Source organism: Uruburuella suis, from assembly GCF_004341385.1.
In the GTDB taxonomy this organism is placed as follows: domain Bacteria; phylum Pseudomonadota; class Gammaproteobacteria; order Burkholderiales; family Neisseriaceae; genus Neisseria; species Neisseria suis.
Genome location: NZ_SLXE01000019.1, coordinates 1 through 22,296 on the forward strand (window position 1 = coordinate 1; position 22,296 = coordinate 22,296).

A 22,296-nucleotide genomic window follows, 5' to 3' on the forward strand; every position below is an offset into this window, starting at 1 on the left:
GTCCTGTGGCATACAGAACCCAGTTTGCAACCGCCGCTTGAAGAATGATTGATTTAGTGGCTTAAAAATGTCCAAGATTGTGGGGGCAGTTCACACGTCTGCCCCCTCTTTTTCAGACGGCCTCAATGCTTTCAGACGGCCTTTCTCATGCGCCACTATATTATCAATATTTTTTATTCAATCTCCCATCACACAAAATCGCCCCACAAAACCTGCATCGCCGCAATCGCCGCCAGCGCCGCCGTTTCGGTGCGCAACACGCGCGGGCCGAGCTTCACCGCCTGAAAGCCGGCGGCAAAAGCCTGCTGCTCTTCTGCTGCCGTCCAACCGCCTTCGGGGCCGACCATAAACGTAATGTTGCGCGGCGCGGCGGCCGCTTTTTGCAGGCTTTGCGCATGGTTCAAGCCCAGCAGCAGCCGCGCATCGGCCGCAGGCAAATCCGCCAGCGCTTCGCAGTAGCTTTGCAGCGGCCGCACCTGCGGCACCACGTTGCGCCCGCTCTGCTCGCAGGCCGACACCACGATTTCCTGCCAGCGCGCCACCCTTTTGTCGGCACGCTCGCCGGCCAGCCGCACAATGCTGCGCTCGCTCAGCACCGGCCAAATTTCGGCCACGCCCAATTCCACGCTTTTTTGCAGGGTGAAATCCATGCGCTCGCCGCCGGACACCGCCTGTATCAGCGTGATGCGCAGCGGCGATTCATTGGCCGGTGCCGCTTCATCCAGCACCAAAGCCGCCGCGCGCCGCTTTTCCAGCGCCGTGAGCCGGGCGGCATAAGCGCGGCCGTTGCCGTTGAACAAAGTGATTTCTTCGCCCGCTTTCACCCGCAACACATGCAGATGGCGGAGCACATTATCGGGCAATTCAAGCATAAGGCCAGGGTTTAATTCGGCAGAAACATAAAAACGGGGCATGGCGGATTATGATATTCGAAACAGAAAATGGTAATATTGGCTTTTCCCCGCTCAAATAGCAAGTTTTAAGGACCAATCGTGTTAAACAAGCTCCAGGCGCTGGTGCGTGAAGTGGCGCAAACCGAAGTGATGCCGCGCTTTCTCGATGTGGCCGTGAGCCGTAAATTCGACGGCTCGCTGCTCACCGAAGCCGACTTGGCCGCGCAGGCCGCGTTTGCCTGCGGCTTGCCCGAAATCATTGCCTGCCCCATGCTCGGCGAAGAAATGAGCGCACAAGAGCAGCGCCATTTATGGCAATACAACGAAGAAGGCTTGTGGGTGGTCGACCCCATCGACGGCACCAATAATTTTATCAACGGCCTGCCGCATTTTGCCTTATCCGCCGCCTATGTGCGCCACGGCCGCGCCCAATTGGGCGTGGTATACAACCCGGTGAGTGATGAATGCTTCTATGCGCAGCGCGGCCAAGGTGCCTATATCAACGGCCGCACCCTGCCGCTGCGCAGCGTGGAAAAAAATTTGCACGAAGCCATTGCCGGCGCTGAAATCAAATATCTGCGCTCGGGCAAGCTTTCCAGCCGCATGAACACGCTCGCGCCGGTGGGCAGCATCCGCAGCCTCGGCAGCAGCACGCTCGATTGGTGCTATCTGGCCGCCGGCCGCTACGATGTGTATGTGCACGGCGGCCAAAAGCTGTGGGATTATGCCGCCGGCGCGCTGATTTTCGAAGAAGCCGGCGGCTGCCTGGCCACACTCGAAGGCGATGATTTTTGGAGCGGCGAGCATGTGTTCAGCCGCTCGGTGGTGGCCGCCATGCAGCCGGGCGTGTTTGCGCAATGGCTCAAATGGATACGCGACAACCAATAAACAGACCGTCTGAAACACAATTTAATTCAATCAGCATAAATTAATAGAATAATTGCACAGCTTAACGGCAATTAAAACTCAAGCGGCTAGAATAAACAGCGCTGACAGAGATTGCTTTCCCTTGAGTAATCGAAGTAGTGAGTAAGACGTTTTCCCGCAATGTATTGGCCATTCATGCTTCTCCCTTGGCATGAATGGTTTTTTTTGCCCATTATTTTTTCAGACGGCCTTCCGCCATGCACAGTCAAACCCTCATTCTCGGCAATCGCAGCGTCACCTTATACCGCACGCCGCGCTGCCGGCCAAACAGCCCTGTGGTTTACACCCATTTGCCGCCGCACGAAGCCGCACCGCTGGCCGATTTGCTCGCCGCACATGCCTTATTGCTGGTGGCGGTGGACGAGCCGGATTGGGAAACGCATTTCAGCCCTTGGCCTGCGCCCAAAGCCTTTAAAGGCAGCGCCGATTTCGGCGGCCTCGCCGATGCCTATCTGGGCACGCTCACACACGAAATCGTGCCCGCCGCCGAAGCCGCCGCCGGCATCGCGCCCCAATGGCGCGGCTTGGCCGGCTATTCGCTCGCCGGCCTGCTCAGCGTGTATGCCCCTTACCAAACCGATATTTTCAGCCGCACCGCCAGCGTGTCCGGCTCGCTTTGGTTTGACGGCTTGGCCGACTTTTTGCAGCACGCCCCGCCCACGCTGCCCGAGCGCGCTTATTTCTCGGTGGGCGATCGCGAAAAAAACAGCAAAAACCCGCGCCTGGCCTGCGTGGAAACACGCACACAAGCGGCGCAGCAGCTGATGCAGGCACGCGGCGTAAACAGCATTTTCGAGCTCAACCCCGGCGGCCATTTCGAGCATGTGCCCGCACGCATGGCCAGAGCGGTTGAATGGCTGTTGGCTTGAATCTATCGCAAAACGGTAAGCCGCAGAGAATCTTCCATTTTCCAAGTATTGCACTTGAAATCCAAAACAAAGGCCGTCTGAAAAACTTTCTTTCAGACGGCCTTTTGCCCTTAAAATCAAGCTCAAGTCGGCGCATGTTCCTGCGCACCGGCCACGGCGCAGCCTTTGAGGGTTTGTTTGCCGTAATCGAGCGTGGCGGTGAATTCGGTGGTGTTGCCTTGATCATCTTTGCAGGTTTGGCTGCGGATATTCAGGTTCACGGGCACGCCGGCAGCATCGGCCGTAAATTCCACACCTTTAGCGTAAGCCGAGCGCGCGGCATCCAATTCAACCATATCGATATGTTCACCTTCAAGTGTCAGTTTATTGCCCTTAGCTTCTGCCTCGCCGCGCACCACGGCGCGCCAAGCGGTTTTGCCTACGCCGTAAGCGGTGAAGGCTTTTACCGGGCCGTTGTTTTGCTCACCGGCAGCGGCCGTGCTGCCTTCGCTGGCGGACCGTATTTCAGAAGCAAGTTGCGCCAGCGGCTCGCTCACGCCGGTGGCTGCGGGTTGGCTGGCGGCTATAGGTTGGCTGGCAGCCGGGGCGGATGTGCTGTTTTGTTCGGCGCTGTTGCCGCAAGCGGCTAAACCCAATGCCAGCAGCGAGGCGGCAATGCCGTTGAAGGGGAAACGCATGGTCGAGCTCCTTTGTGATATTTAATCAAACCAATCGGCCATTAGATTGATAACAGATGAAAAAGTTTCAAATAATATTAATTATACTCACATTTCATCCGGCTCGGGTGCGCGGCTGATGCGCACGCGTTCGATGCGTTGCCCTTCTTTTTCGGTAACTTCAAAGCGCCAGCCGTAAAAATCGATATGGTCGCCCACATCGGGAATGGCTTGCAGCTCTTCCATAATCAGGCCGGCCACGGTGTGGTAATCGGCATCTTCATTATGTGGCGGCAAGGCGATTTGCTGCGCCAGCTCCACATATTCGAGGCTGCCGTCCACCGTGAGGCTCTCGTCGGTGTTAGCCTGAATCAGCGGCGCTTCTTCGCGTTCGAATTCTTCGGGAAACTCGCCGGCAATCGCTTCGAGCATGTCTTTCATGGTAACCATGCCGAGAATGGCGCCGAATTCATCCACCACCAACGCATAATCGGCGCTGTTTTTGCGAAACAGCTCAATGGCATTGAGCGCCGTGGTGCTGTCGGGCAGAATCAGCGGCTGGCGCAAGGCGGTTTGAATATTCATTTCGCCGCCATCGAGCAATTGGGCGAGCAAGTCTTTTTTGTTGATATAGCCCAAAGGCTCGTCCACCCCGGCTTTGCCCACCACCAGCAAGCGGCTGTAAGGCGTGTTTTGCAGCTGCGCGGCCTGCTCTTCGCGGCCTTGGGAAATGTCGAGCCGCTCAATGTCGCGCCGCGGAATCATCACACCCAAAATCGGCCGCTCGGCCAGCGTGAGCACGCTGCGTATCATGGATTTTTCGTTTTCTTCAAAGTGGCTGTCGTCATCGCCGCTGCCGGCTTTGGCCAGCACGGCTTCGCGTATGCCCATCATGCCCAACACGTTTTCTGCGGTGCGCTGGCGCCACGAGCTGCTGATATAGGCATTGCGCTTGCTGTTTTTCTGCGACACCTGGTTAAACACTTCAATCAGAATCGAGAAACCGATAGCGGCATAAAGATAGCCTTTGGGAATGTGGAAATGAAAAGCTTCGGCAATCAGGCTGAAACCAATCATCAGCAAAAAGCCCAAACACAGCATCACCACAGTGGGGTGGCGGTCCACAAATTCGGTGAGCGGCTTGCTCGCCCAAATCATCACACTCATGGCCACCACCACAGCCGCCATCGCCACCACGATATGATCCACCATGGCCACAGCCGTGATCACCGAATCAATCGAAAACACGGCATCGAGCACCAAAATCTGCGCCACCACACCCCAAAAAGGCGCGTGCTTTTTGTTGGTGTCGGCCACATGAAACTGATTGTGCCCTTCCAGCCGCTCGTGCAATTCAGTGGTGGCTTTATAAAGCAGAAACAAACCGCCCAAGAGCATAATCAAATCTTTGCCCGACACGGCAAACGAGCCGATATGAAACCACGGGTGCACCAGCGTCATGATGTGCGCCATAAAGCCCAGCATGATGATGCGCATCACAATAGCCAAGGTCAGGCCGGTGATGCGCGCTTTATCGCGATAGGCGGGTTTGACCTTGTTGGCCAAAATCGCCACAAACACCAGATTGTCGATGCCGAGCACCACCTCGAGCACCAGCAAAGTGGCAAAACCTATCCAAGTGGTCGGCTCTGCAAGCCAGCTGAAATCCATAATGATTAATGTCCTTGCGCCGGCTTTCAGACGGCCTTATACCTAAATCCAAAAACATCTTAACTGCTTTGTTATCTTGTTTTGAATTCGGTTTTGTTTTGAAAGGCCGTCTGAAAGCCGCTTGACGGCAGTCATGCCCATTCGAAAAAATAAGATAACAAGGCGGAAGCCTGCGACAGTACACCTAGTACGGCCAGGCAAGCCAACGCAGTTAGGTTATTTTTTCGAATGGGTATAAAGTGCCGTTTTTTAAAAATAACAAAAGGCAACCCTATGCCTAGGGCTGCCTCGAATTTTCTGCATACGTTTCACCACCTCGATTGCACGCGCACAAACCGCTCTGCTCTTCGTCTTTCATGGTTGTAAAAATATGCCTCGAATGTAAACGTTTCAAGTTTATCAGCTTGCCGCAAAAATGCAAGCTGCGCCAAGCGCTTTTAAAGTGTGCCGTAAGAATGCAGGCCACTCAAAAACATATTCACGCCGATAAAGGCAAAAGCCGTGATAAACAGGCCGATAATCGCCCACCAGGCCAGCACTTTGCCGCGCCAGCCGGCCACAAGCCGCAAATGCAGCCACACCGCATAATTGAGCCACACAATAAACGCCCAGGTTTCTTTCGGATCCCAGCTCCAATAGCGCCCCCAGGCATCGGCTGCCCACAGCGCACCCAAAATGGTGGCGATGGTGAAAAACAAAAAGCCCACCGCAATGGCTTTATACATCACTTCTTCAATCATTTGCGCCGGCGGCAACCACGATTTTTTGCCTTTGGCTTCGCTGCGCAAAGCCAGCAATTGGGCAATGCCCAGCATCGCCGCCATGCAGAATGCACCGTAGCCGACAAAATTGGCCGGCACATGGATTTTCATCCACCACGATTGCAAAGCCGGAATCAGCGGCTGAATGGCATGCGCCTCGCGCGACACGCTGTACCACAGCACAAACACCACCACCACCGCCAAAAAAGCAAACACAAACCCGCCCAGTTTCTGCATGGCGAATTTCTTTTCATAATAAAGATACATCAGCGCGGTGATCACCAAAAAGAGAATAAACACCTCATAAAGGTTGGACACCGGCATATGCCCCGCATCGGGGCGCAAAAGATAGCTCTCGTGCCAGCGCACCAACAAGCCGGTGAAGCCCGCTAGCGCCGACACCCAGCCGAATGCACTCGCCATATCGAGCAAAGTATTGGTTTGCACATGCTGCCGCCCCACCGCCACCGCACCAGCGATATAGCAAAACAAAGCGAAAAACACAAACGCACATTGCCACATAATCGCCGATTGGCTGCTCAGAAAATAACGCAGCAAAAAGCCTTCGCCGTTATCGATATTGCCGCTATAAAGTTTCACCGCGCCATAAGCCAGCGCAATGCTCAGCGGCACAAACCAGCGCAAAGGCTTGAAAAACCAGCCCAGCAAAATGGTGGAAACGGCGCTGAACCACAAAATCGCCTGCTCATAGCCATCCATATGGTGGCTCACCCACATCTGCGCCAACACCGCAACCAACACAATGGCCGCAGCAAAAAGCCAATCCCACTTATTCAGACGGCCTAGCAGCGATTGCTGCACCAACAGCGCATGCTCGGGGGGCAATTTATCGGTTTTACTGATTTCGGTCATGATTTAAATCCTCTGCCAATTGCTGCAGGCGCAGGCTGTGTTCGGGAAATTCTTTATCGAGGTCGCGCTCATTGCGGCTCGACGACATGGCAAAACGCACTTTGCCGCCGTTAAACAGCAACCATGCGCGTTTTTCGCGTATGTAAAACATAAACACCGTGCCCAGCACCAGCAATACCGAGCCGATATACACCAGCGAGGCGCCGGGCGAACGGGTCATTTGCAGGCCGGACGAGCGCACTTCTTTATAACCCTCCAGCTGCAACAGCACCGGCGCGGGATACACAGTCAGGCCGGTGTAGGCATCGAGGCTGTTGATTAAAAAACGGTTGCGCGCATCGCTTTGCGGCCAGGCGCTCAAGCCGTCGCGGCGGATGGTTTCATCCAAAAGCGTGTTCATCGCGCCGTAAAGTATCTGGTAAAAATAATCCTGCATTTTTTCCTGCTCTGCCTGCGGGATATTGTTGGCGATAAAATCATTCAGCGCAATATAGCCGCCCTTGGCAAACAGGCCCAAGGTGTTTTCCACCGCCTGGTTAAACTGGCCGCGCAAATGCTCGGGCGTTGCCGCCGTGGCTTTGGCTACGGCTTGACGGCGGAAATCTTCATCATTGAGCGCTTCGCGCAGCGCCATAAAGGTGTCAATTTTGGCTTCGCCGTCGGCCGGCAGCCGCAGCCAGCGGTATTGCTGCTCCAAACCTTCGCGGGTGCCGGTGATAAAGAAATAATCTTCTTCCTGCTTCATCGGCAGCATATAGTTTTTATATTCCACCGCCTGGCCGGCATCATCACGCAAGCGGTAAATAATAGAGGGGCCGATATTGGTGAATTTCTTTTCCTGCCGCACCGCGCGCACATCGTTGAGCGTGTTTTGCAGGCTTTGCGCCCTTTTTTCGGGCGGCGTGCTCATGTCTTCCACATTCATGGCGGTAAACTGGTCGAATTCGAGCCGGTATTTTTTGCCGCCCATATCCAGCGGAAATTCGCGCATCGACACCGCATCCATCTGCGCGGGCTTGCGCTGATGACCGGCCAGATTCCAGGCTTTGAATTTCAAATCGGAGCCGCCATCGGCAAAGCTGGCCTGATAAATGGTGATGCCGTGCAAAGTGAGCGGATGGTTGACGCGTATGGTTTGTTCGATTTTTTTGCCGCTCTCTTTATCGGTTACCACCAAATCGCTGGCGAAATCCTTGGGCATGCCGGTGTTGTAGAAATCAATATGAAACTTTTTCAATTCCACTGAAAAAGGCAGATCCTGCACCAACATGCCTTTGTCGGCATTGAGAAACACCACATCGGCACTTTGCCCTTCAATGATATTTACATTGCCGCGAAACGAAATATTGCCCGCGCCCAGCGTGCTTTCCGGCTTAAAATCATTGGCAAACATGGCTTCATTATCGGGCACGATTTTGCCGGCGAGCATACCTGCTTTGAGCAAAAGATTGCTGTCGATCAGGCCGCCCAAGCAAATCACCACAATAGCGGCATGGGCGAAAATATAGCCCCATTTATTCATGGCGCCTTTTTTGGCCGCCACCAGCACCGAGCCATCATCGCGCACCGCTGTTTTACTGCTGAAGCCTTGCACCGCCAGATAGCGCTGCGCCACTTCCGGCGTGATGCCGCCACCTTCCAACAGCGTGCTGTGGCGCATGGCCGCCAGCGATTGGCGGCTGGCCTTAAGGCGGTAAGACTTCATCTCGCGCATGAACGGCGGAATATTGCGCCACAAGCATAAGCTCACCGACAGCACCAAAAACAGCATAATGAGCACAAACCAGCCCGAGGCATACACATCAAACAAGCCCAAAAAGCCGAATATTTCTGTCCAAAACGGGCCGAATTTCACCAGATAATTGGCCAAAGGCTGGCCTTGCTGCAACACGGTGCCGATAATCGAGGCAATGCCCAGCAGGCTCAATAAAGCCACGGCAAAGCGCATGGAGCTTAAAAAAGCAAACCACGGGCGGCGGATAAGTGGAACGGGGGCGGTTTTCAAATTCATATAACTGTAGGTGTTTTACAACAAATAAGGCGCTGCGCCCGACAAACGGGCACAGCCGAGGCGCAAGCTTACCACAATGGCTGTGTGCCTACCCCTGTTGCCGTGCGCTATTTAAATGTAAAAGGCTGATGTGTAAAAGGCCGTCTGAATAATGGCGTTCAGACGGCCTCAGGCTCGGTGCATCAAATTATGCAATCAATGCAGGCCTTGGATAAAGTTGGCCACGGCTTTCATGTCTTCATCCGACATGCGCTGCGCCACATCGGCCATAATGGCATTGGCGCGCTGGCCGCTTTGATAGGCTTTCAGCTGCTCGACGATATAGGCTTGATGCTGGCCGCCCAAACGCGGATAAGCCACGATGTCGGTGCCGCCGCCGGGCATACCCGCGCCGTTGGGACCGTGGCAGGCCATGCAGGCCGGCACTTTTTTATCGGCCAGGCCGCCGCGGAAAATGCGCGCACCCAATTCGAAATTATCTTTCGGATTGGCCTCACCCGCTTTCGGGAATTGCTTGGCATAAAAAGCCGACACGTCGGCAATATCTTGATCCGACAAGCCCATCACCATCGGCGCCATTGAAGCGGCCGCGCCGGTGGTGCGCTTGCCCTCTTTAATAGCTTTGGTTTGGTGGAAGATATAATTCGGAAATTGCGCAGAAAGCTTGGGATACATGGCAATGCCGCTGTTACCGTCGGCCGCATGGCAGGCCGCGCAGATATTGGTGGCGATTTCTTTTCCCTTGGCGATATCGCCCTTCGGCTGTGCCGCCATCACCGAGCCGGCGGCCAAGGCCAGCGCTAATAAGGTAAAACGTTTCATGGAATGCTCCTGATTACAGCATTGCGGCCCGCTGCCGCAACGCCTTTTTTCTATACTCAATGCCGGATTTTATTTGCACCCGGCTAAACCGATAATTCTGTAAACATGCTATTCTATACTAAATTCACACAATTTTACTACACATGAACCTTTTTCAAAACGCAAAATTTTTCACCACCGTCAACCACTTGAAGGATCTGCCCGACACGCCGGCCGAAATTGCCTTTGTCGGTCGCAGCAATGCCGGTAAATCCAGCGCGATAAACACCTTGTGCAACCATGTGCGGCTGGCTTATGTGTCGAAAACGCCGGGTCGCACCCAGCACATCAACTTTTTCGAGCTGGCCAATGGCGGCTTTATGGTGGACTTGCCCGGCTACGGCTATGCGCAGGTGCCCGAAGCCATTCGCGCGCACTGGGTGAAGCTTTTGGGCGATTATTTACAGCAACGCCAAGCATTGATCGGCTTGGTGCTGATTATGGACGCCCGCCACCCGCTCAAGCCGCTGGATGTGCAGATGCTGGATTTTTTCCACATCACCGGCCGGCCGGTGCATATTTTGCTCTCCAAGGCAGACAAATTATCCAAAAATGACCAAATCAAAACCTTGTCTGCGGTCAAGAAAGCGTTAAAGCCTTTTGCCGAGCGCCAACAAATCAGCGTGCAATTGTTTTCCAGCTTGAAAAAGCAGGGTATTGAGGAAGTAAACAATGTGGTGGCCGCCTGGTTTGCCGCCGCAGCCGAGCAAGCTGAAGCGGAAGCTGAAAATCCGCTGCCAGATGAAAATGAGGGCTGAATCAGCAACACAATGCATGGCCGTCTGAACAAGCAAACAAACACGCCACACCAAACAAAAAAGGCCGTCTGAACATTCAGACGGCCTTTTCGCAGCGTGGATACTTATCCGGCTCAGCCTTCCACTTTCACTTCCACGCGGCGGCCTTCCACATCATTGCCCACCGCGCCGGTGGTGTTTTCCGGCTTGCGCAATTCGATATTGGCCGCATTCACGCCTTGTGCTTCAAAGAAAGCCTGCACGGCTTGTGCGCGCTGTTTCGACAATTCTTCATTGGCGGCCGCATTACCGGTGCTGTCGGCAAAGCCGCTGACCACCAGCTTTTTACCGTCTTTGCCGGCATTGATCACATCGGCCACAATGGTTTGCGCACCTTCGGCAACATCGTTTTTACCGGTGGCGAAGAAGAATGTGGCCACGCCGTTTTCATACACCACGCGGGCATTGTCGGCTGCAACCGGGGCGGGCGCAGAAGCTTCTGACGCTGCGGCAGGCGCGGCAGGTGCGCTGGCCGCTTCAGCAACTGCTTCAGACACGGCAGAAGCCGCCGGCTCGGATGCTGCAGGCGCAGCAGCCTGCTCGCCATTGCCGCAGCTCTTAAAGGCAAGCAGAGCCAACACCGCGGCGACGGCCAGCGCAATCCATTTGCCGTTGCCGCCTTTTTTGGCGGCAGCCGTGGCTGCGGCGGCACCGCCGGCCACAGCTGCGCCGGCATTGCCCAAGCCGCTTATAAGGTTGTTCAAGCCGCCGAAGATGCCGCTGAGGCTGCCGATGCCCAAGGCCGACAGCATATTGCTGTCGAGCACTTGCGAGAGCCAGCCTTGCTGCTGGGCGAGCAGGCCGAGCAATTGGCCTTGGTTCAAGTTGCCTTCTTTAGCCTGGCCGCGCAACACCGACAGCACCAAGGGCAGAGCCAGCGACAGCAAAGAGCCGGCCGATGCTTTAGACACGCCGCTTTGTTGCGAAATCTGATCGGCCACATCGGCCGCATTGCCGCCCAAGAGATTGGGCAGCAGGCTTTTGCCCAAATCAATCAGGCTGCCCAAATTGCTGCCTTCGGCCGCTTGCGACACGGCACCGGTGAGCGAATTGCCGGCGGCACCGGTGATCAGGTCAAACAGGCCTGAGGCATTCGTGGGGTTGCCGCTGACGTGTTTCACCAAGCCGGCCACAATGGCGGGAATCGCCAAGCCCGCGGCTTTGCCGCTGCTCTCTTCTGCTTCGCCGCTGTTGGTCAGAAACTGGCCCAGCACGCTACCCAATTGGCTTTGCAACAAATTACCCAAGTCAATAGACATTGATCACTCCTTCTGAATTTTTCGGAAATACGGCATGCGCGAAGCATGCGCGTTGTGTAAATACTACCGCAGCGATAACAATGGCTTGCCCGGCATGGCTGCAACTTAAACAATTTTTACAGTTTGAGTGCCTATAAAAACGGATTATGTCGCTTTTCGTGCCCAATTGTGGTCATTCTGCCGTGGCCGGGTATCACGCGGGTGTCTTCCGGCAGCACCAAGAGCTTACCGGTGATGTTGCTGATTAAATCGGCATGGTTGCCGCGCGGAAAATCGGTGCGGCCGATGCTCTCATAAAACAACACATCGCCGGCAATCAGCAATTTTTCTGCGGCGCAGTAAAACACCACATGGCCGGGCGTGTGGCCGGGAATGTGCAGCACATCGAATTCATAAGCGCCCACTTTCAGCTTGCCGCCCTCTGAGAGCCAGCCGTCGGGCACAAAAGCTTCGGCAATGGGAAAGCCGTAGGAAGCATAAGATGCGGTGGTTTGCGGCAGCGATTCGAGCAGATAGCCGTCATCGGCATGCGGCCCCCACACCGGCACGGCCTGCTGCTTGAGCAAATCGGCCACGCCGCCGGCATGGTCGAGATGGCCGTGGGTGAGCCACACGGCTTGCAGCTGAAGCTGCCGCTTGGCTGCTTCTTGCAACACATGCGCCACATCGCCGCCCACATCGGTGAGCACGGCTTGGCCGCTTTCGTCGTCCCAAAGCAGCGTGCAGTTTTGCCGAAACGGCGTAACCGGCATGATTTCAAATTGTAAGGCCATGCTTTTGATTCCTTGATTGATTTTATTTAATAGTTGGGTTTCAGACGGCCTGTTTTGACTGCATTATCGCAGGCCTGATTTAATGCCCGTTATCATACGCGCTTACGCGGTGTTTTTCATCTTCGCCGCCCTCTCAAGCCGCCATAGAAAAGGCCGTCTGAAACTTTTCTTTCAGACGGCCTTTATTCGGCCTGCATGATGCGGCCATGTGTTATCCGATTTTACACAGCGCCGAATTTGCCGCTGCGAAATTCGTTCATCACTTCGGCGATTTCCGCTTCGGTATTCATCACAAACGGGCCGTAGCCGACCACCGGCTCATCAATCGGCACGCCGCTGAGCAGCAGGATTTTGGCTTCGCCGCCCACGGCTTCTACTTTCACGTTGCCGCTTTCGCGTTCAAACGTGGCCATTTGGCTGGCTTGCACGCTTTGGCCGCCATTGATGCGCACTTCGCCGCGCAACACCACCAACATCAGGTTGTGGCTGGCCGGCACATCCAAATCGGCGCCCGCACCGCTGTTGAGCACGATATCCCACACATTAAGCTCGGTGAAGGTTTCGGCTGCACCATCGGCGCTGCCGAAGCGGCCGGCGATAATGCGGGCATGGCCGGCATCATCGGCCAACGGCACCACGGTGATGTTGTCTTTGGCCAGGTGTTGGTAGCGGGCGGGCGTTTTTTTGTCTTTGGCCGGCAGGTTTACCCACAATTGCGCCATTTCAAATTCGCCGCCGCGTTTGCCAAACGATTCGGCGTGGAATTCTTCGTGCACAATGCCGGCGCCGGCGGTCATCCATTGCACATCGCCCTCGCCGATTACGCCGCCGCTGCCGGTGGAATCGCGGTGCGCCACTTCGCCTTGATAGGCGATGGTCACGGTTTCAAAGCCGCTGTGCGGGTGGGCGCCCACGCCACGCGGTGCGCCGTTGTTGGGCGCGAAAGTGTGCGGCATGGCATAGTCAAACATCAAAAACGGGCTGGTTTGTTTGTCTTCGCCCATGTGGGAAAACAGCGGGGACACATAAAAGCCGTTGCCCACCCAATGTTTGGCGGGGGCGTTGTAGATTTTGCGGATGGTTCTCATGATGGTTCCTTTATTCTATTCAAATAATGTTTTTTGAGGGAGGCCGTCTGAAAGCTCAGATTGCATTTTCAACGCTTCAGACGGCCTTTGCTGTTTCTTTACACAGCCATGCCGGCGGCCTGAGCGGCACGCAGCTTGGCGGGGGTAACGTCGCGGCCGTCGTAATCAACCACCGTCACCGTTGACAAAATATTGCTCATCTGGCCGGTAACGGCTTTCAGATAGGCTTTGCGCAACACTTCGCGCTCGGCCAGCTCGGCTTCGCTCAAAGGCACAAGGCGCGCTTTACGGGCCAATTGGTTGATGCGGTCTAATTCGGGGATACGCATATCGCCTCCTTTTTTGTTTATTGGTTTTTTAATGTGGATTGATTATATCAATAACAAAACCAATAAAACAGTACGCACATTTTTGATACTGTGGCAAATCGGTTTCAGACGGCCTTGGCAATATTTTTATACCTGAATCTGCTACTTATAGTAAAATCCCTCTCCGCTTGATTTTGTGGTTCGCAAACCTCCCACATTAAAAAACTAAGGAATCCATTATGTCCCGCAACACCGAAGAGCTGGGCGGCTTGTCGCTTTTGGGCAATCAGCACACCGAATACCGTGCCGATTATGCCCCCGAAGTGCTCGAAGCCTTTCCCAACAAACACCCGGGCAACGATTATTTTGTGAAATTCGTCTGCCCCGAATTCACCAGCCTGTGCCCGATGACCGGCCAGCCCGATTTCGCCACTATTTATATCCGCTACATTCCCGATATTCAAATGGTGGAGAGCAAATCGCTCAAGCTTTATCTGTTCAGCTTCCGCAACCACGGCGATTTTCATGAAGACTGTGTCAACATTATCATGAAAGATCTGATCGCGCTGATGCAGCCCAAATACATCGAAGTATTCGGCGAATTCACCCCGCGCGGCGGCATCGCCATTCATCCGTTTGCCAACTGGGGCCGCCCGGACACGCGCTTTGCCGCGCTGGCTGAAGAGCGCCTGTTTGCCCACGATATGCAATAATTTTGCTTGATAATGTTTCAGACGGCCTGCCAACAGGCCGTCTGAAAGCCTTGCCTTTTTTAAAAGATGATTATGTACACATTCACCCCCGCGCAACAGCGCAAAGCCTTAGTGTGGCTGAGTTTTTTCCATATTCTCGTGATTGCCGCCAGCAATTATCTGGTGCAGTTTCCATTTGAATTATTCGGCTTTCACACCACTTGGGGCGCGTTTACCTTTCCCTTTATCTTTCTCACCACCGATTTGACCGTGCGCATTTTCGGCCGCCAGCTGGCGCGGCGCATTATTTTTTGGGTGATGCTGCCGGCGCTCGCGCTCTCTTATGCCGTGTCGGTGTGGTTCAGCCAAGGCAGCTGGACCGGCTGGGCGGCCATCGCCGGCTTCAACAGCTTTGTCGGCCGCATCGCGCTGGCGAGCTTCGCCGCCTATGCCGTGGGGCAATTGCTGGATATTTTCGTGTTCGACAAATTGCGCCGGCTCAAAGCCTGGTGGGTGGCGCCCGCCGCTTCCACCAGCTTCGGCAATGCAGTGGACACACTGGTTTTCTTCAGCATCGCTTTTTACGCCAGCAGCGACGCCTTTATGGCCGCCCACTGGCCCGAAATCGCCTGGGTGGATTTTCTGTTTAAAATCGCCATTTGCGGCCTGTTTTTCCTGCCCGCTTACGGCGTGATTTTGAAATACCTCACCCGCAAGCTCACCGTATTGCAGCAAAATCAAGCGCATGATGCACCTGCGCCCAAGCTGTCGACCGAATCATAATATGCAATATGCACAAAGGCCGTCTGAAACGTTTCAGACGGCCTTTGCAATAAATGGCTGTTGCCTACATCAAACCCAAGCTGCGCAACACCACAATCCCCGCTGCCGCCGAAAACATCGCCCCAAACGTGGTGATGCCGGTGATGTTGGCCGCCGCCACATCATTGCCGCCCATAGCTCTGGCCATCACATAGCTGGCCGCCGCCACCGGCGTGGCGCTCATCAGATAAAGCACGCCCATAGGCACGCCGCTCAAACCAAACGCCAGCCCCGTGGCCACCGCCACCAGCGGCGCCACCAGCAGGCGGCCGATGCTCGCCTGCAAAGAAATATCCGACATTTTCAACATCGAGCGCATATCAAATGTGGCACCGGCGCAAATCAGCGCCAAAGGCAGCGAAATATTGCCCACATAATTTGCCGTTTGCAGCAAAGGCTTGGGCACGCCGATGTGCAAAGCCTGCATCCCCAGCGCCAGCACAATCGCCACAATCAGCGGGTTGGTGACGATTTTCCAGCCCACCAGCCGCAACTTCTGCCATGCCGAGCCACCCGAGCGGCTCAGCGTAATCACCGCCAACACATTAAACAAAATCGTGATCACGCCGGTATACACCGCGCCGGCGGCCAAGCCCTCGCTGCCATAAGCATTGAGCACAAAAGCCAAGCCCATAATGCCCAAATTGCTGCGAAACACGCCCTGCACAAACACGCCCTTATCCCGCGCAGCCGGCACAAAGCGCCAGGCATAAAGCTCCGCCCCGAAAAACAGCACCAGCGTGGCCGCCGCTCCGGCCAGCAGCAACAATATCTGCTCACCATAATGAATTTCGCTGCCAAACAAATTAACAAACAGCAAACACGGCAAGCCATAATTAAACACAAGCTTCGAAGCCTGCATACAAAAATGCGCATCCACCTGGCCGCTGCGCCGCAAAGCCACGCCGAATAGCAACAGTAAAATGCTCGGCACCGTTACCGACACCGCAAACCACACCGCATCCCAAAAACCCGTCATCACGCATCCATTTAGATATTATCTATTCACCGGCTTATGATACCGCAAACAGGCCGTCTGAAACATGATATAGTTTACATCGTTTTACCCATTCCACATCCGCCGTTTCAGACGGCCATTCTTTATCCCATGACCGACACCCACATCCAAATCCTGCTCGCCGCCTTGGCCGCCGCCTTTTTCAGCATATTGATTACCTGGCTCGTGCTGAAAAACAAATACCAAGCCGCCATGCAGGCCGCGCGCGCGCAGCATCAAAGCGAGCAGGCCGCCCTGCAAAACGCCCTCACCGAGCGCACCCAGCAGCACCAATTTGCCGAGCGCGAGCAAGCCGAAGCCGAAGCCGCGCTGCAAGCCTTGCAACAGCAATATCAAGCCGACCAAAACGCGCTTGCCGCCGCCGAAGCCGACAACCGCCGCCTGAGCGCCCTGCCAAACGAGCTGGCCGAAAGCCGCCGCCACGGCCAAGAAGTGCAAACACAAGCGCAAGAATTGCACAGCCGCCTCGCCGCCGCCCGCCAACACATCGAGCATCTGCAAAGCCGCGAGCAAGAATTAGGCCGTCTGAAAGCCGATTTTGCCACCCTGCAGCAAACCCATGCCGATTTGCAGGTGCGCAACGAGCGCCTCTCCACCCAAATCGAGCAAGAGCGCCTGGCGGCCGAAGAAAAGCTCGCCCTTTTGGCCGAAGCGCGCCAAAGCCTCTCCGATCAGTTTCAAAACCTCGCCAACAATATTCTCGACGAAAAAAGCAAAAAATTCAGCGAGCACAACCAAGAAAGCATCACCCGCCTGCTCAACCCACTCAACGAGCGCATGGGCCAATTCAGCCAGCTGGTGCAAACCACTTACGAAAAAGAAGCCAAAGAGCGGCTCACCCTCGAAAACGAGCTCAAACGCCTGCAAAGCCTCAACAGCCAGCTGCACACCGACGCCAAAGCGCTCACCCAAGCCCTCACCGGCACGCAAAACAAAAGCCAGGGCAACTGGGGCGAAATGATTCTGGAAACCGTGCTCGAAAATTCCGGCCTCGCCAAAGGGCGCGAATACATCGTGCAAGCCGGCGGCACGCGCACCGAAGAAGACGGCAGCACCCGCCGCCTCCAGCCCGACGTGCTCATCAACCTGCCCGACCACAAACAAATCATCATCGACAGCAAAGTGTCGCTCACCGCCTATGTGCGCTACACCCAATCGCAAAACAGCAGCGAAGCCGAGCGCGAGCTTGCCGCCCATGTGGCCAGCATCCGCGCCCACATCAAAGGCCTCTCGCTCAAGCAATACAGCGACATCGAAGGCATCAACACGCTCGATTTCGTGTTTATGTTTATTCCCGTCGAGCCCGCCTATTTATTGGCGCTGCAACACGACCACCAACTCTTCCAGGAATGCTTCGACAAACGCATCATGCTGGTAGGCCCCAGCACGCTTCTGGCCACCTTGCGCACCGTGGCCAACATCTGGCGCAACGAGCAGCAAAACCAAAACGCACTGGCCATTGCCGAAGAAGGCGGCCGGCTTTACGACAAATTCGTCGGCTTCGTTACCACGCTGGAGGGCGTGGGCAAAAACATCGAGCAGGCGCAAAACGGCTACCAAGCCGCCTACAAACAGCTCTACGATGGCCGCGGCAACCTCGTTACCCGCGCCGAAAAGCTGCGCAAGCTCGGCGTGAAAGCCACCAAACAAATCGAACGCCAGCTGGCCGAACAGGCGCAAACCCCCGCGCTGGGCGAACCATCCGATGCCGCCGAATAAATAAAGAGCTGCGTAAGTAATAAGCCACAGGCCGTCTGAAACCTTTCAGACGGCCTGTGGCTTATGCAAAACCCAATATCTGTCGCACCCGCGCAGGCGGGTGCCCAGTGCAACGCAGCGCTTTGTTTGCCTTGTGCATTTCTGAAAATAATTAATTACATATAAAATCAAATGCTTGATTGTTTTCGCTTGATAATACTCGCCTGCCCGACAACTGAAGCTTCGCGTCAGGCCGGGCTCCTGCCTGCGCAAGAGCAACAGAAAGGCGTTTAGTAAAGGTTTCGGCCTGTGGCTTATTGCGCCTTTATCTCAGCCCTCATGTTAAAATATCCATTTTGCAGCAAACGTTTACATTTTAAGGATATGCCATGTGCCAGCTTTTGGGCATGAATTGCAACACCCCCACCGACATCGTGTTTTCATTTGAAGGCTTCCGCCTGCGCGGCGGCCTCACCGACCACCATGCCGACGGCTTCGGCATCGGCTTTTTCGAAGGCCGCGGCGTGCGCCTGTTTCACGACGACAAGCCCAGCGCCCATTCGCCGGTGGCCGATTTGGTGCGCGCCTATCAAATCAAATCGGAAAACGTCATCGCCCACATCCGCAAAGCCACGCAAGGGCAAACCTCGCTGGCCAACACCCACCCTTTTATGCGCGAATTGTGGGGCGAATATTGGCTGTTTGCCCACAACGGCCATCTGAAACACTTTTCCCCCGCCCCCGGCGATTATTATTGCCCCGTGGGCAACACCGATTCCGAACGCGCTTTTTGCCATATTTTGGAACAATTGCGCCAACGCTTCCGCCACAAGCCCGACAACGACACCTTATTCGCCGCCGTGGCCGCGCTCACCGCCGAAATCCGCAGCCACGGCCTGTTTAATTTTATGATGTCCAACGGCGATTTTCTGTTTGCCCACGCCAGCACGCTTTTGTATTACATCGTGCGCAAAGCGCCTTTCGGCCAAGCGAAGCTGCTTGACGACGATGTAGCCATCGACTTTGCCGCCGTCACCACGCCCAACGACAAAGTGGCGGTGATTGCCACTCTACCGCTCACGGTCAACGAAACCTGGCAGCAGCTGGCGGTAAACGAATTGGTGATGTTTGAAGGCGGCGACATCGTGCGCCGCGATGTACCGGCGCATCCCGTGTATATGAGTGCCGAAGAAGGGCTGGACATTGCGCGCGCCGCCGGCGTGTCGGTGTGATACAAGCCCAAAACAAATCGGCCGCGCCGCCCCGCCTTGCCGCCTAGTTACCTTGCTTTTTAGGTTTGGCATAATTGGCGCACAGGCCGTCTGAAAGGTTTCAGACGGCCTGTGCGCACACCGCATGCGCTGCACAATCCACCCGATTACGCTACAATAAACCATCACCTCCTTATCGGCAGCCACACCATGAAATGCCCGTTTTGCAACAACCTCAACACCCAGGTCACCGACTCGCGGCTGCTGGAAGAAACCAACAGCATCCGGCGGCGGCGCCGTTGCCAGCATTGCGATCAGCGTTTCAGCACTTTCGAAACTGTGGAAATGCGCATGCCGCAAATCATCAAAAGCACCGGCGCGCGGGTGGCCTTCAACCCCCACAAGCTGCGCACCAGCCTGGAGCGCGCCCTGCACAAGCGCCCGATAGATGCCGAGCGCATCGACGACACCGTGGCCTTGATCGAGCAGCGCCTCTACCGCCTCGGCCAAAAAGAAGTGCCCTCGCAGCTGGTGGGCGAAATGGCCATGGACGCGCTCGCCGAAATCGATCAAGTGGCTTATGTGCGCTTTGCTTCCGTGTATAAAAGCTTTTGCGACGTATCCGAATTCACCCAAGCCATCGCCACCTTGCCCAAAGGCGCAAAAAAACGCTAAGCCCCGCGCCCGCAGCACATTTATTTTGCTATACTCTGCGCTTGCGTTTCCATTTTACTCACGGACATTTCTGATGAAATCACCCTTATCATCCGCCCTGCTCGCCACCCTGATTATCGGCCTGAGCGCCTGCGGCCAAAAAGCCGAAACCTCCGTTGCCCCTGAAAGCGCCGCCTCCGGTGCAGCCGCTTCCGCCCCCGCCGCCAACGCCGTGCAAACCCTCGAAAGCAGCGACAGCAAAATCCGCATCACCATTCCCGGCGGCCATTTTGAAAACATCATCGAACAAGCCGACGAGCGCCCCGAGGGCATCGCCCAAAGCGAGCTCACTTTGCTTGAGCGCGACAGCGCCAGCGGCATCACCGTTTATGCCGCCAATCTGGGCGCGGCCAAAAGCGATGCCAAAACCTATTTCGCCAACCTGAAAAGCGCACTCAACAGCGCCGAAGGCTTGGCCGATGTGCAAGTGGGCGCTGCCACCGACAACCGCATGAACTACCGCTTCAGCCAAGCCGATGGCGCAGGCGGCACTTTGCTGGAAAACTGCATCGCCATTTATGACAACGCCAATCTTTATAATGTGTGCGCCAACAGCAGCAGCGCGCCGCAAACCGCATTGGCCGCCGCGCTCAAAGAAGTCAACCTGATTAAGTAATACCCATTCGAAAAAAATAATATACAAACAGGCAGCCTGTAGGTCGGATTCTCGAATCCGACACTTGTTCGCAGAACAAGGCACGCACATCGCTTTGGCCGTTGACCAAACGTCGGATTCAAGAATCCGACCTACGCGGATGATGCTGCCGAACTGCTTTTATTTTGTAAGGTTATTTTTTAGAATCGATATAAGGCCTTCTGCGCTGCAAGTGTCGGATTCCCGAATCCGACATTGGCTTAAAAAACAAAATGGCGGCCTTGTTTCAGCCTTAGCGGCCAAATATCGGATTCAATAATCCGATTGACACATCAGGCCGTCTGAAAGCTTTGAATCGCCCCGCGCGCCCTCACCACAGGCAGATTATGTTCAGCGAACTTGATATCAGCATGATGCAAAACGCCCTCGCCCTCGCTTGGCAAGGGCGTTTTTCCACTTCGCCCAATCCGCGCGTGGGCTGCGTGATTGCGCGCGGCAGCCAAATTGTGGGGCAAGGCTTTCACCTTCAGGCCGGCGGCCCGCACGCCGAAGTGCACGCGCTGCGTCAAGCCGGCGCGCTGGCCGCAGGCGCCACTGCTTATGTCACGCTGGAGCCCTGCAGCCACTACGGCCGCACGCCGCCTTGCGCCAAAGGCTTGATTGAAGCCGGCGTGACGCGCGTGGTGGCCGCCATGGCCGACCCCAACCCACTGGTGGCCGGCAAAGGGCTGGCAATGTTGCGCGAAGCCGGCATAGATGTTTCAGACGGCCTGCTGCAAACAGAAGCGCGCGCGCTCAACCGCGGCTTTTTATCCCGCATCGAGCGCGCACGCCCGTTTGTGCGCCTGAAATGCGCCGCCGGCCTCGATGGCAAAACCGCGCTTGCCAACGGCCAAAGCCAATGGATTACCGGCGCAGAAGCGCGCGCCGATGTGCAGATTTTGCGTGCCGAGAGCTGCGCCATTCTCACCGGCATCGGCACCGTGTTGGCCGACAACCCGCAATTGAATGTGCGCGATTTCCCCACCCTGCGCCAGCCAGCCCGCGTGGTGCTCGACAGCCGCCTGCAAACGCCGCTCGAGAGCAAGCTCGTGCAAGATGGCGGCAGCCCCACCGTGATTGCCACCTTGGTGGAAGACGAAAACCGCTTAGCGCCTTACCGCCGCCATGAGCATATCCGCATCATCAGGCCGTCTGAAACGCAAGGGCGCATTGATTTACACGATTTGCTCGTGCAGCTGGCCGCTTTGGGCTTCGGCGAAGTGATGGTGGAAGCCGGCGCCACTTTGGCCGGCGCGTTTCTGCAAGAAAATTTAGCCGATGAAATCGTGTTATACCAAGCGCCGAAAATCCTCGGCAGCCAAGCGCGCGGCCTGTTTGTGCTGCCGGAAAATCCGCTCGTGCTCAGCCGCACGGCCGCTTGGCAAACCACCACCCTCACCCGCATCGGCGATGACATCAAATGGGTGCTGCACCCGCGCCAAGCCTGATGAAACGGCTGCTTGCGGCAAAGCGGTTAAACGCAACCCTTTCATTATTTATTAAAAAATAATACCTGCCTTTGTTAAAAACAGTTCTCAACTACCGCACAGTCATAAATTGACTACGGTAAGTATCATCAGTTTGCGGTTTCCCATGCTGCTGATTATGATGCGTTTCATCTTTATTCTATTCGGGTATCATCCGCGGTATTTTGTTTCAGACGGCCTTTGTGTTGAAACCAAATCCGACATTGCTTGTCTTTAACTGAGTTATCTTTCCCTTATTTACGTTTTTTCTTTTCTTTATCCCATCCTTTT

At 55.5% G+C, this 22,296-nt stretch carries 21 protein-coding genes and 1 riboswitch; of the genes, 10 read left to right on the top strand and 11 right to left on the bottom strand.

The genetic code is table 11. The features are described from left to right. Positions 1–188: 188 nt before the first annotated feature. On the bottom strand, positions 189–914 hold the full coding sequence (locus EV680_RS07700; protein WP_132954168.1) for a 16S rRNA (uracil(1498)-N(3))-methyltransferase: 726 nt from the start codon (positions 912–914) through the stop codon (positions 189–191). A 78-nt stretch (positions 915–992) separates the two neighbouring features. Between EV680_RS07700 and EV680_RS07705 the strand changes: the two genes are divergently transcribed. Both EV680_RS07705 and EV680_RS07710 read left to right on the top strand, forming a co-directional pair. Next, positions 993–1,781 (top strand): inositol monophosphatase family protein, encoded by a 789-nt coding sequence (locus tag EV680_RS07705; RefSeq protein WP_132954169.1) that lies wholly within the window; start codon positions 993–995, stop codon positions 1,779–1,781. A gap of 236 nt (positions 1,782–2,017) precedes the next feature. Further along, a complete protein-coding gene (locus tag EV680_RS07710; RefSeq protein WP_132954170.1) occupies positions 2,018–2,689 on the top strand; it encodes an alpha/beta hydrolase-fold protein in 672 nt (223 codons plus the stop codon). Between the two features lie 122 nt (positions 2,690–2,811). Here EV680_RS07710 and EV680_RS07715 read toward each other — a convergent pair whose 3' ends face one another. From EV680_RS07715 to EV680_RS07735, 5 genes are all read right to left on the bottom strand, one after another. Next, on the bottom strand, positions 2,812–3,366 hold the full coding sequence (locus tag EV680_RS07715) for a hypothetical protein (protein WP_132954171.1): 555 nt from the start codon (positions 3,364–3,366) through the stop codon (positions 2,812–2,814). Positions 3,367–3,453: 87 nt separating this feature from the next. Then, positions 3,454–5,016: a TerC family protein gene (locus tag EV680_RS07720; protein WP_132954172.1), complete on the bottom strand. Its 1,563-nt coding sequence runs from the start codon at positions 5,014–5,016 to the stop codon at positions 3,454–3,456. Between the two features lie 437 nt (positions 5,017–5,453). Then, positions 5,454–6,650 carry a c-type cytochrome biogenesis protein CcsB gene (ccsB, locus tag EV680_RS07725; RefSeq protein WP_132954173.1) on the bottom strand — a complete coding sequence of 399 codons (1,197 nt, stop codon included), beginning with the start codon at positions 6,648–6,650 and terminating at the stop codon, positions 5,454–5,456. Then, complete coding sequence (locus EV680_RS07730; RefSeq protein WP_132954208.1) at positions 6,634–8,598, bottom strand: cytochrome c biogenesis protein ResB; 1,965 nt, start codon at positions 8,596–8,598, stop codon at positions 6,634–6,636. Before EV680_RS07730 ends, ccsB begins: the two co-directional genes overlap by 17 nt. Before the next feature lie 258 nt (positions 8,599–8,856). Further along, on the bottom strand, positions 8,857–9,483 hold the full coding sequence (locus EV680_RS07735) for a c-type cytochrome (RefSeq protein WP_132954174.1): 627 nt from the start codon (positions 9,481–9,483) through the stop codon (positions 8,857–8,859). A gap of 143 nt (positions 9,484–9,626) precedes the next feature. Here EV680_RS07735 and yihA point away from each other — a divergent pair, with 143 nt between their 5' ends. Then, positions 9,627–10,280 (top strand): ribosome biogenesis GTP-binding protein YihA/YsxC, encoded by a 654-nt coding sequence (yihA, locus tag EV680_RS07740; protein WP_132954175.1) that lies wholly within the window; start codon positions 9,627–9,629, stop codon positions 10,278–10,280. 113 nt (positions 10,281–10,393) lie between these two features. Here yihA and EV680_RS07745 read toward each other — a convergent pair whose 3' ends face one another. The 4 genes from EV680_RS07745 to EV680_RS07760 form a co-directional block, all read right to left on the bottom strand. Then, a complete protein-coding gene (locus tag EV680_RS07745; protein WP_132954176.1) occupies positions 10,394–11,578 on the bottom strand; it encodes an OmpA family protein in 1,185 nt (394 codons plus the stop codon). Between the two features lie 131 nt (positions 11,579–11,709). Next, on the bottom strand, positions 11,710–12,351 hold the full coding sequence (locus tag EV680_RS07750) for an MBL fold metallo-hydrolase (RefSeq protein ID WP_132954177.1): 642 nt from the start codon (positions 12,349–12,351) through the stop codon (positions 11,710–11,712). A gap of 221 nt (positions 12,352–12,572) precedes the next feature. Beyond that, positions 12,573–13,439 carry a pirin family protein gene (locus tag EV680_RS07755; RefSeq protein ID WP_207894316.1) on the bottom strand — a complete coding sequence of 289 codons (867 nt, stop codon included), beginning with the start codon at positions 13,437–13,439 and terminating at the stop codon, positions 12,573–12,575. 98 nt (positions 13,440–13,537) lie between these two features. Then, positions 13,538–13,768 (bottom strand): DUF896 domain-containing protein, encoded by a 231-nt coding sequence (locus tag EV680_RS07760; protein WP_132954178.1) that lies wholly within the window; start codon positions 13,766–13,768, stop codon positions 13,538–13,540. 169 nt (positions 13,769–13,937) lie between these two features. Then, positions 13,938–13,982: riboswitch (PreQ1 riboswitch) on the top strand. 4 nt (positions 13,983–13,986) lie between these two features. On the opposite strand from EV680_RS07760, the gene queF reads away from it, so the two are divergent. Together queF and EV680_RS07770 are read left to right on the top strand one after the other, a co-directional pair. Then, a complete protein-coding gene (gene queF, locus EV680_RS07765) occupies positions 13,987–14,460 on the top strand; it encodes a preQ(1) synthase (protein ID WP_132954179.1) in 474 nt (157 codons plus the stop codon). A 72-nt stretch (positions 14,461–14,532) separates the two neighbouring features. Beyond that, positions 14,533–15,222: a 7-cyano-7-deazaguanine/7-aminomethyl-7-deazaguanine transporter gene (locus EV680_RS07770; RefSeq protein ID WP_132954180.1), complete on the top strand. Its 690-nt coding sequence runs from the start codon at positions 14,533–14,535 to the stop codon at positions 15,220–15,222. Between the two features lie 64 nt (positions 15,223–15,286). On the opposite strand, the gene EV680_RS07775 is transcribed toward EV680_RS07770, so the two are convergent. After that, a complete protein-coding gene (locus EV680_RS07775; protein ID WP_132954181.1) occupies positions 15,287–16,240 on the bottom strand; it encodes an AEC family transporter in 954 nt (317 codons plus the stop codon). Positions 16,241–16,369: 129 nt separating this feature from the next. Here EV680_RS07775 and EV680_RS07780 point away from each other — a divergent pair, with 129 nt between their 5' ends. The 5 genes from EV680_RS07780 (at position 16,370) to ribD (ending at position 21,987) form a co-directional block, all read left to right on the top strand. Then, positions 16,370–17,998 carry a DNA recombination protein RmuC gene (locus tag EV680_RS07780; protein ID WP_132954210.1) on the top strand — a complete coding sequence of 543 codons (1,629 nt, stop codon included), beginning with the start codon at positions 16,370–16,372 and terminating at the stop codon, positions 17,996–17,998. 368 nt (positions 17,999–18,366) lie between these two features. Continuing rightward, complete coding sequence (locus EV680_RS07785) at positions 18,367–19,209, top strand: class II glutamine amidotransferase (protein WP_132954182.1); 843 nt, start codon at positions 18,367–18,369, stop codon at positions 19,207–19,209. Positions 19,210–19,398: 189 nt separating this feature from the next. Continuing rightward, a complete protein-coding gene (gene nrdR, locus EV680_RS07790; RefSeq protein WP_132954211.1) occupies positions 19,399–19,863 on the top strand; it encodes a transcriptional regulator NrdR in 465 nt (154 codons plus the stop codon). 73 nt (positions 19,864–19,936) lie between these two features. Further along, complete coding sequence (locus EV680_RS07795; protein ID WP_132954183.1) at positions 19,937–20,518, top strand: cytochrome C; 582 nt, start codon at positions 19,937–19,939, stop codon at positions 20,516–20,518. A 365-nt stretch (positions 20,519–20,883) separates the two neighbouring features. Beyond that, positions 20,884–21,987, top strand: a complete 1,104-nt coding sequence (gene ribD, locus EV680_RS07800) for a bifunctional diaminohydroxyphosphoribosylaminopyrimidine deaminase/5-amino-6-(5-phosphoribosylamino)uracil reductase RibD (protein ID WP_132954184.1) — start codon at positions 20,884–20,886, stop codon at positions 21,985–21,987. Positions 21,988–22,296 lie beyond the last annotated feature (309 nt).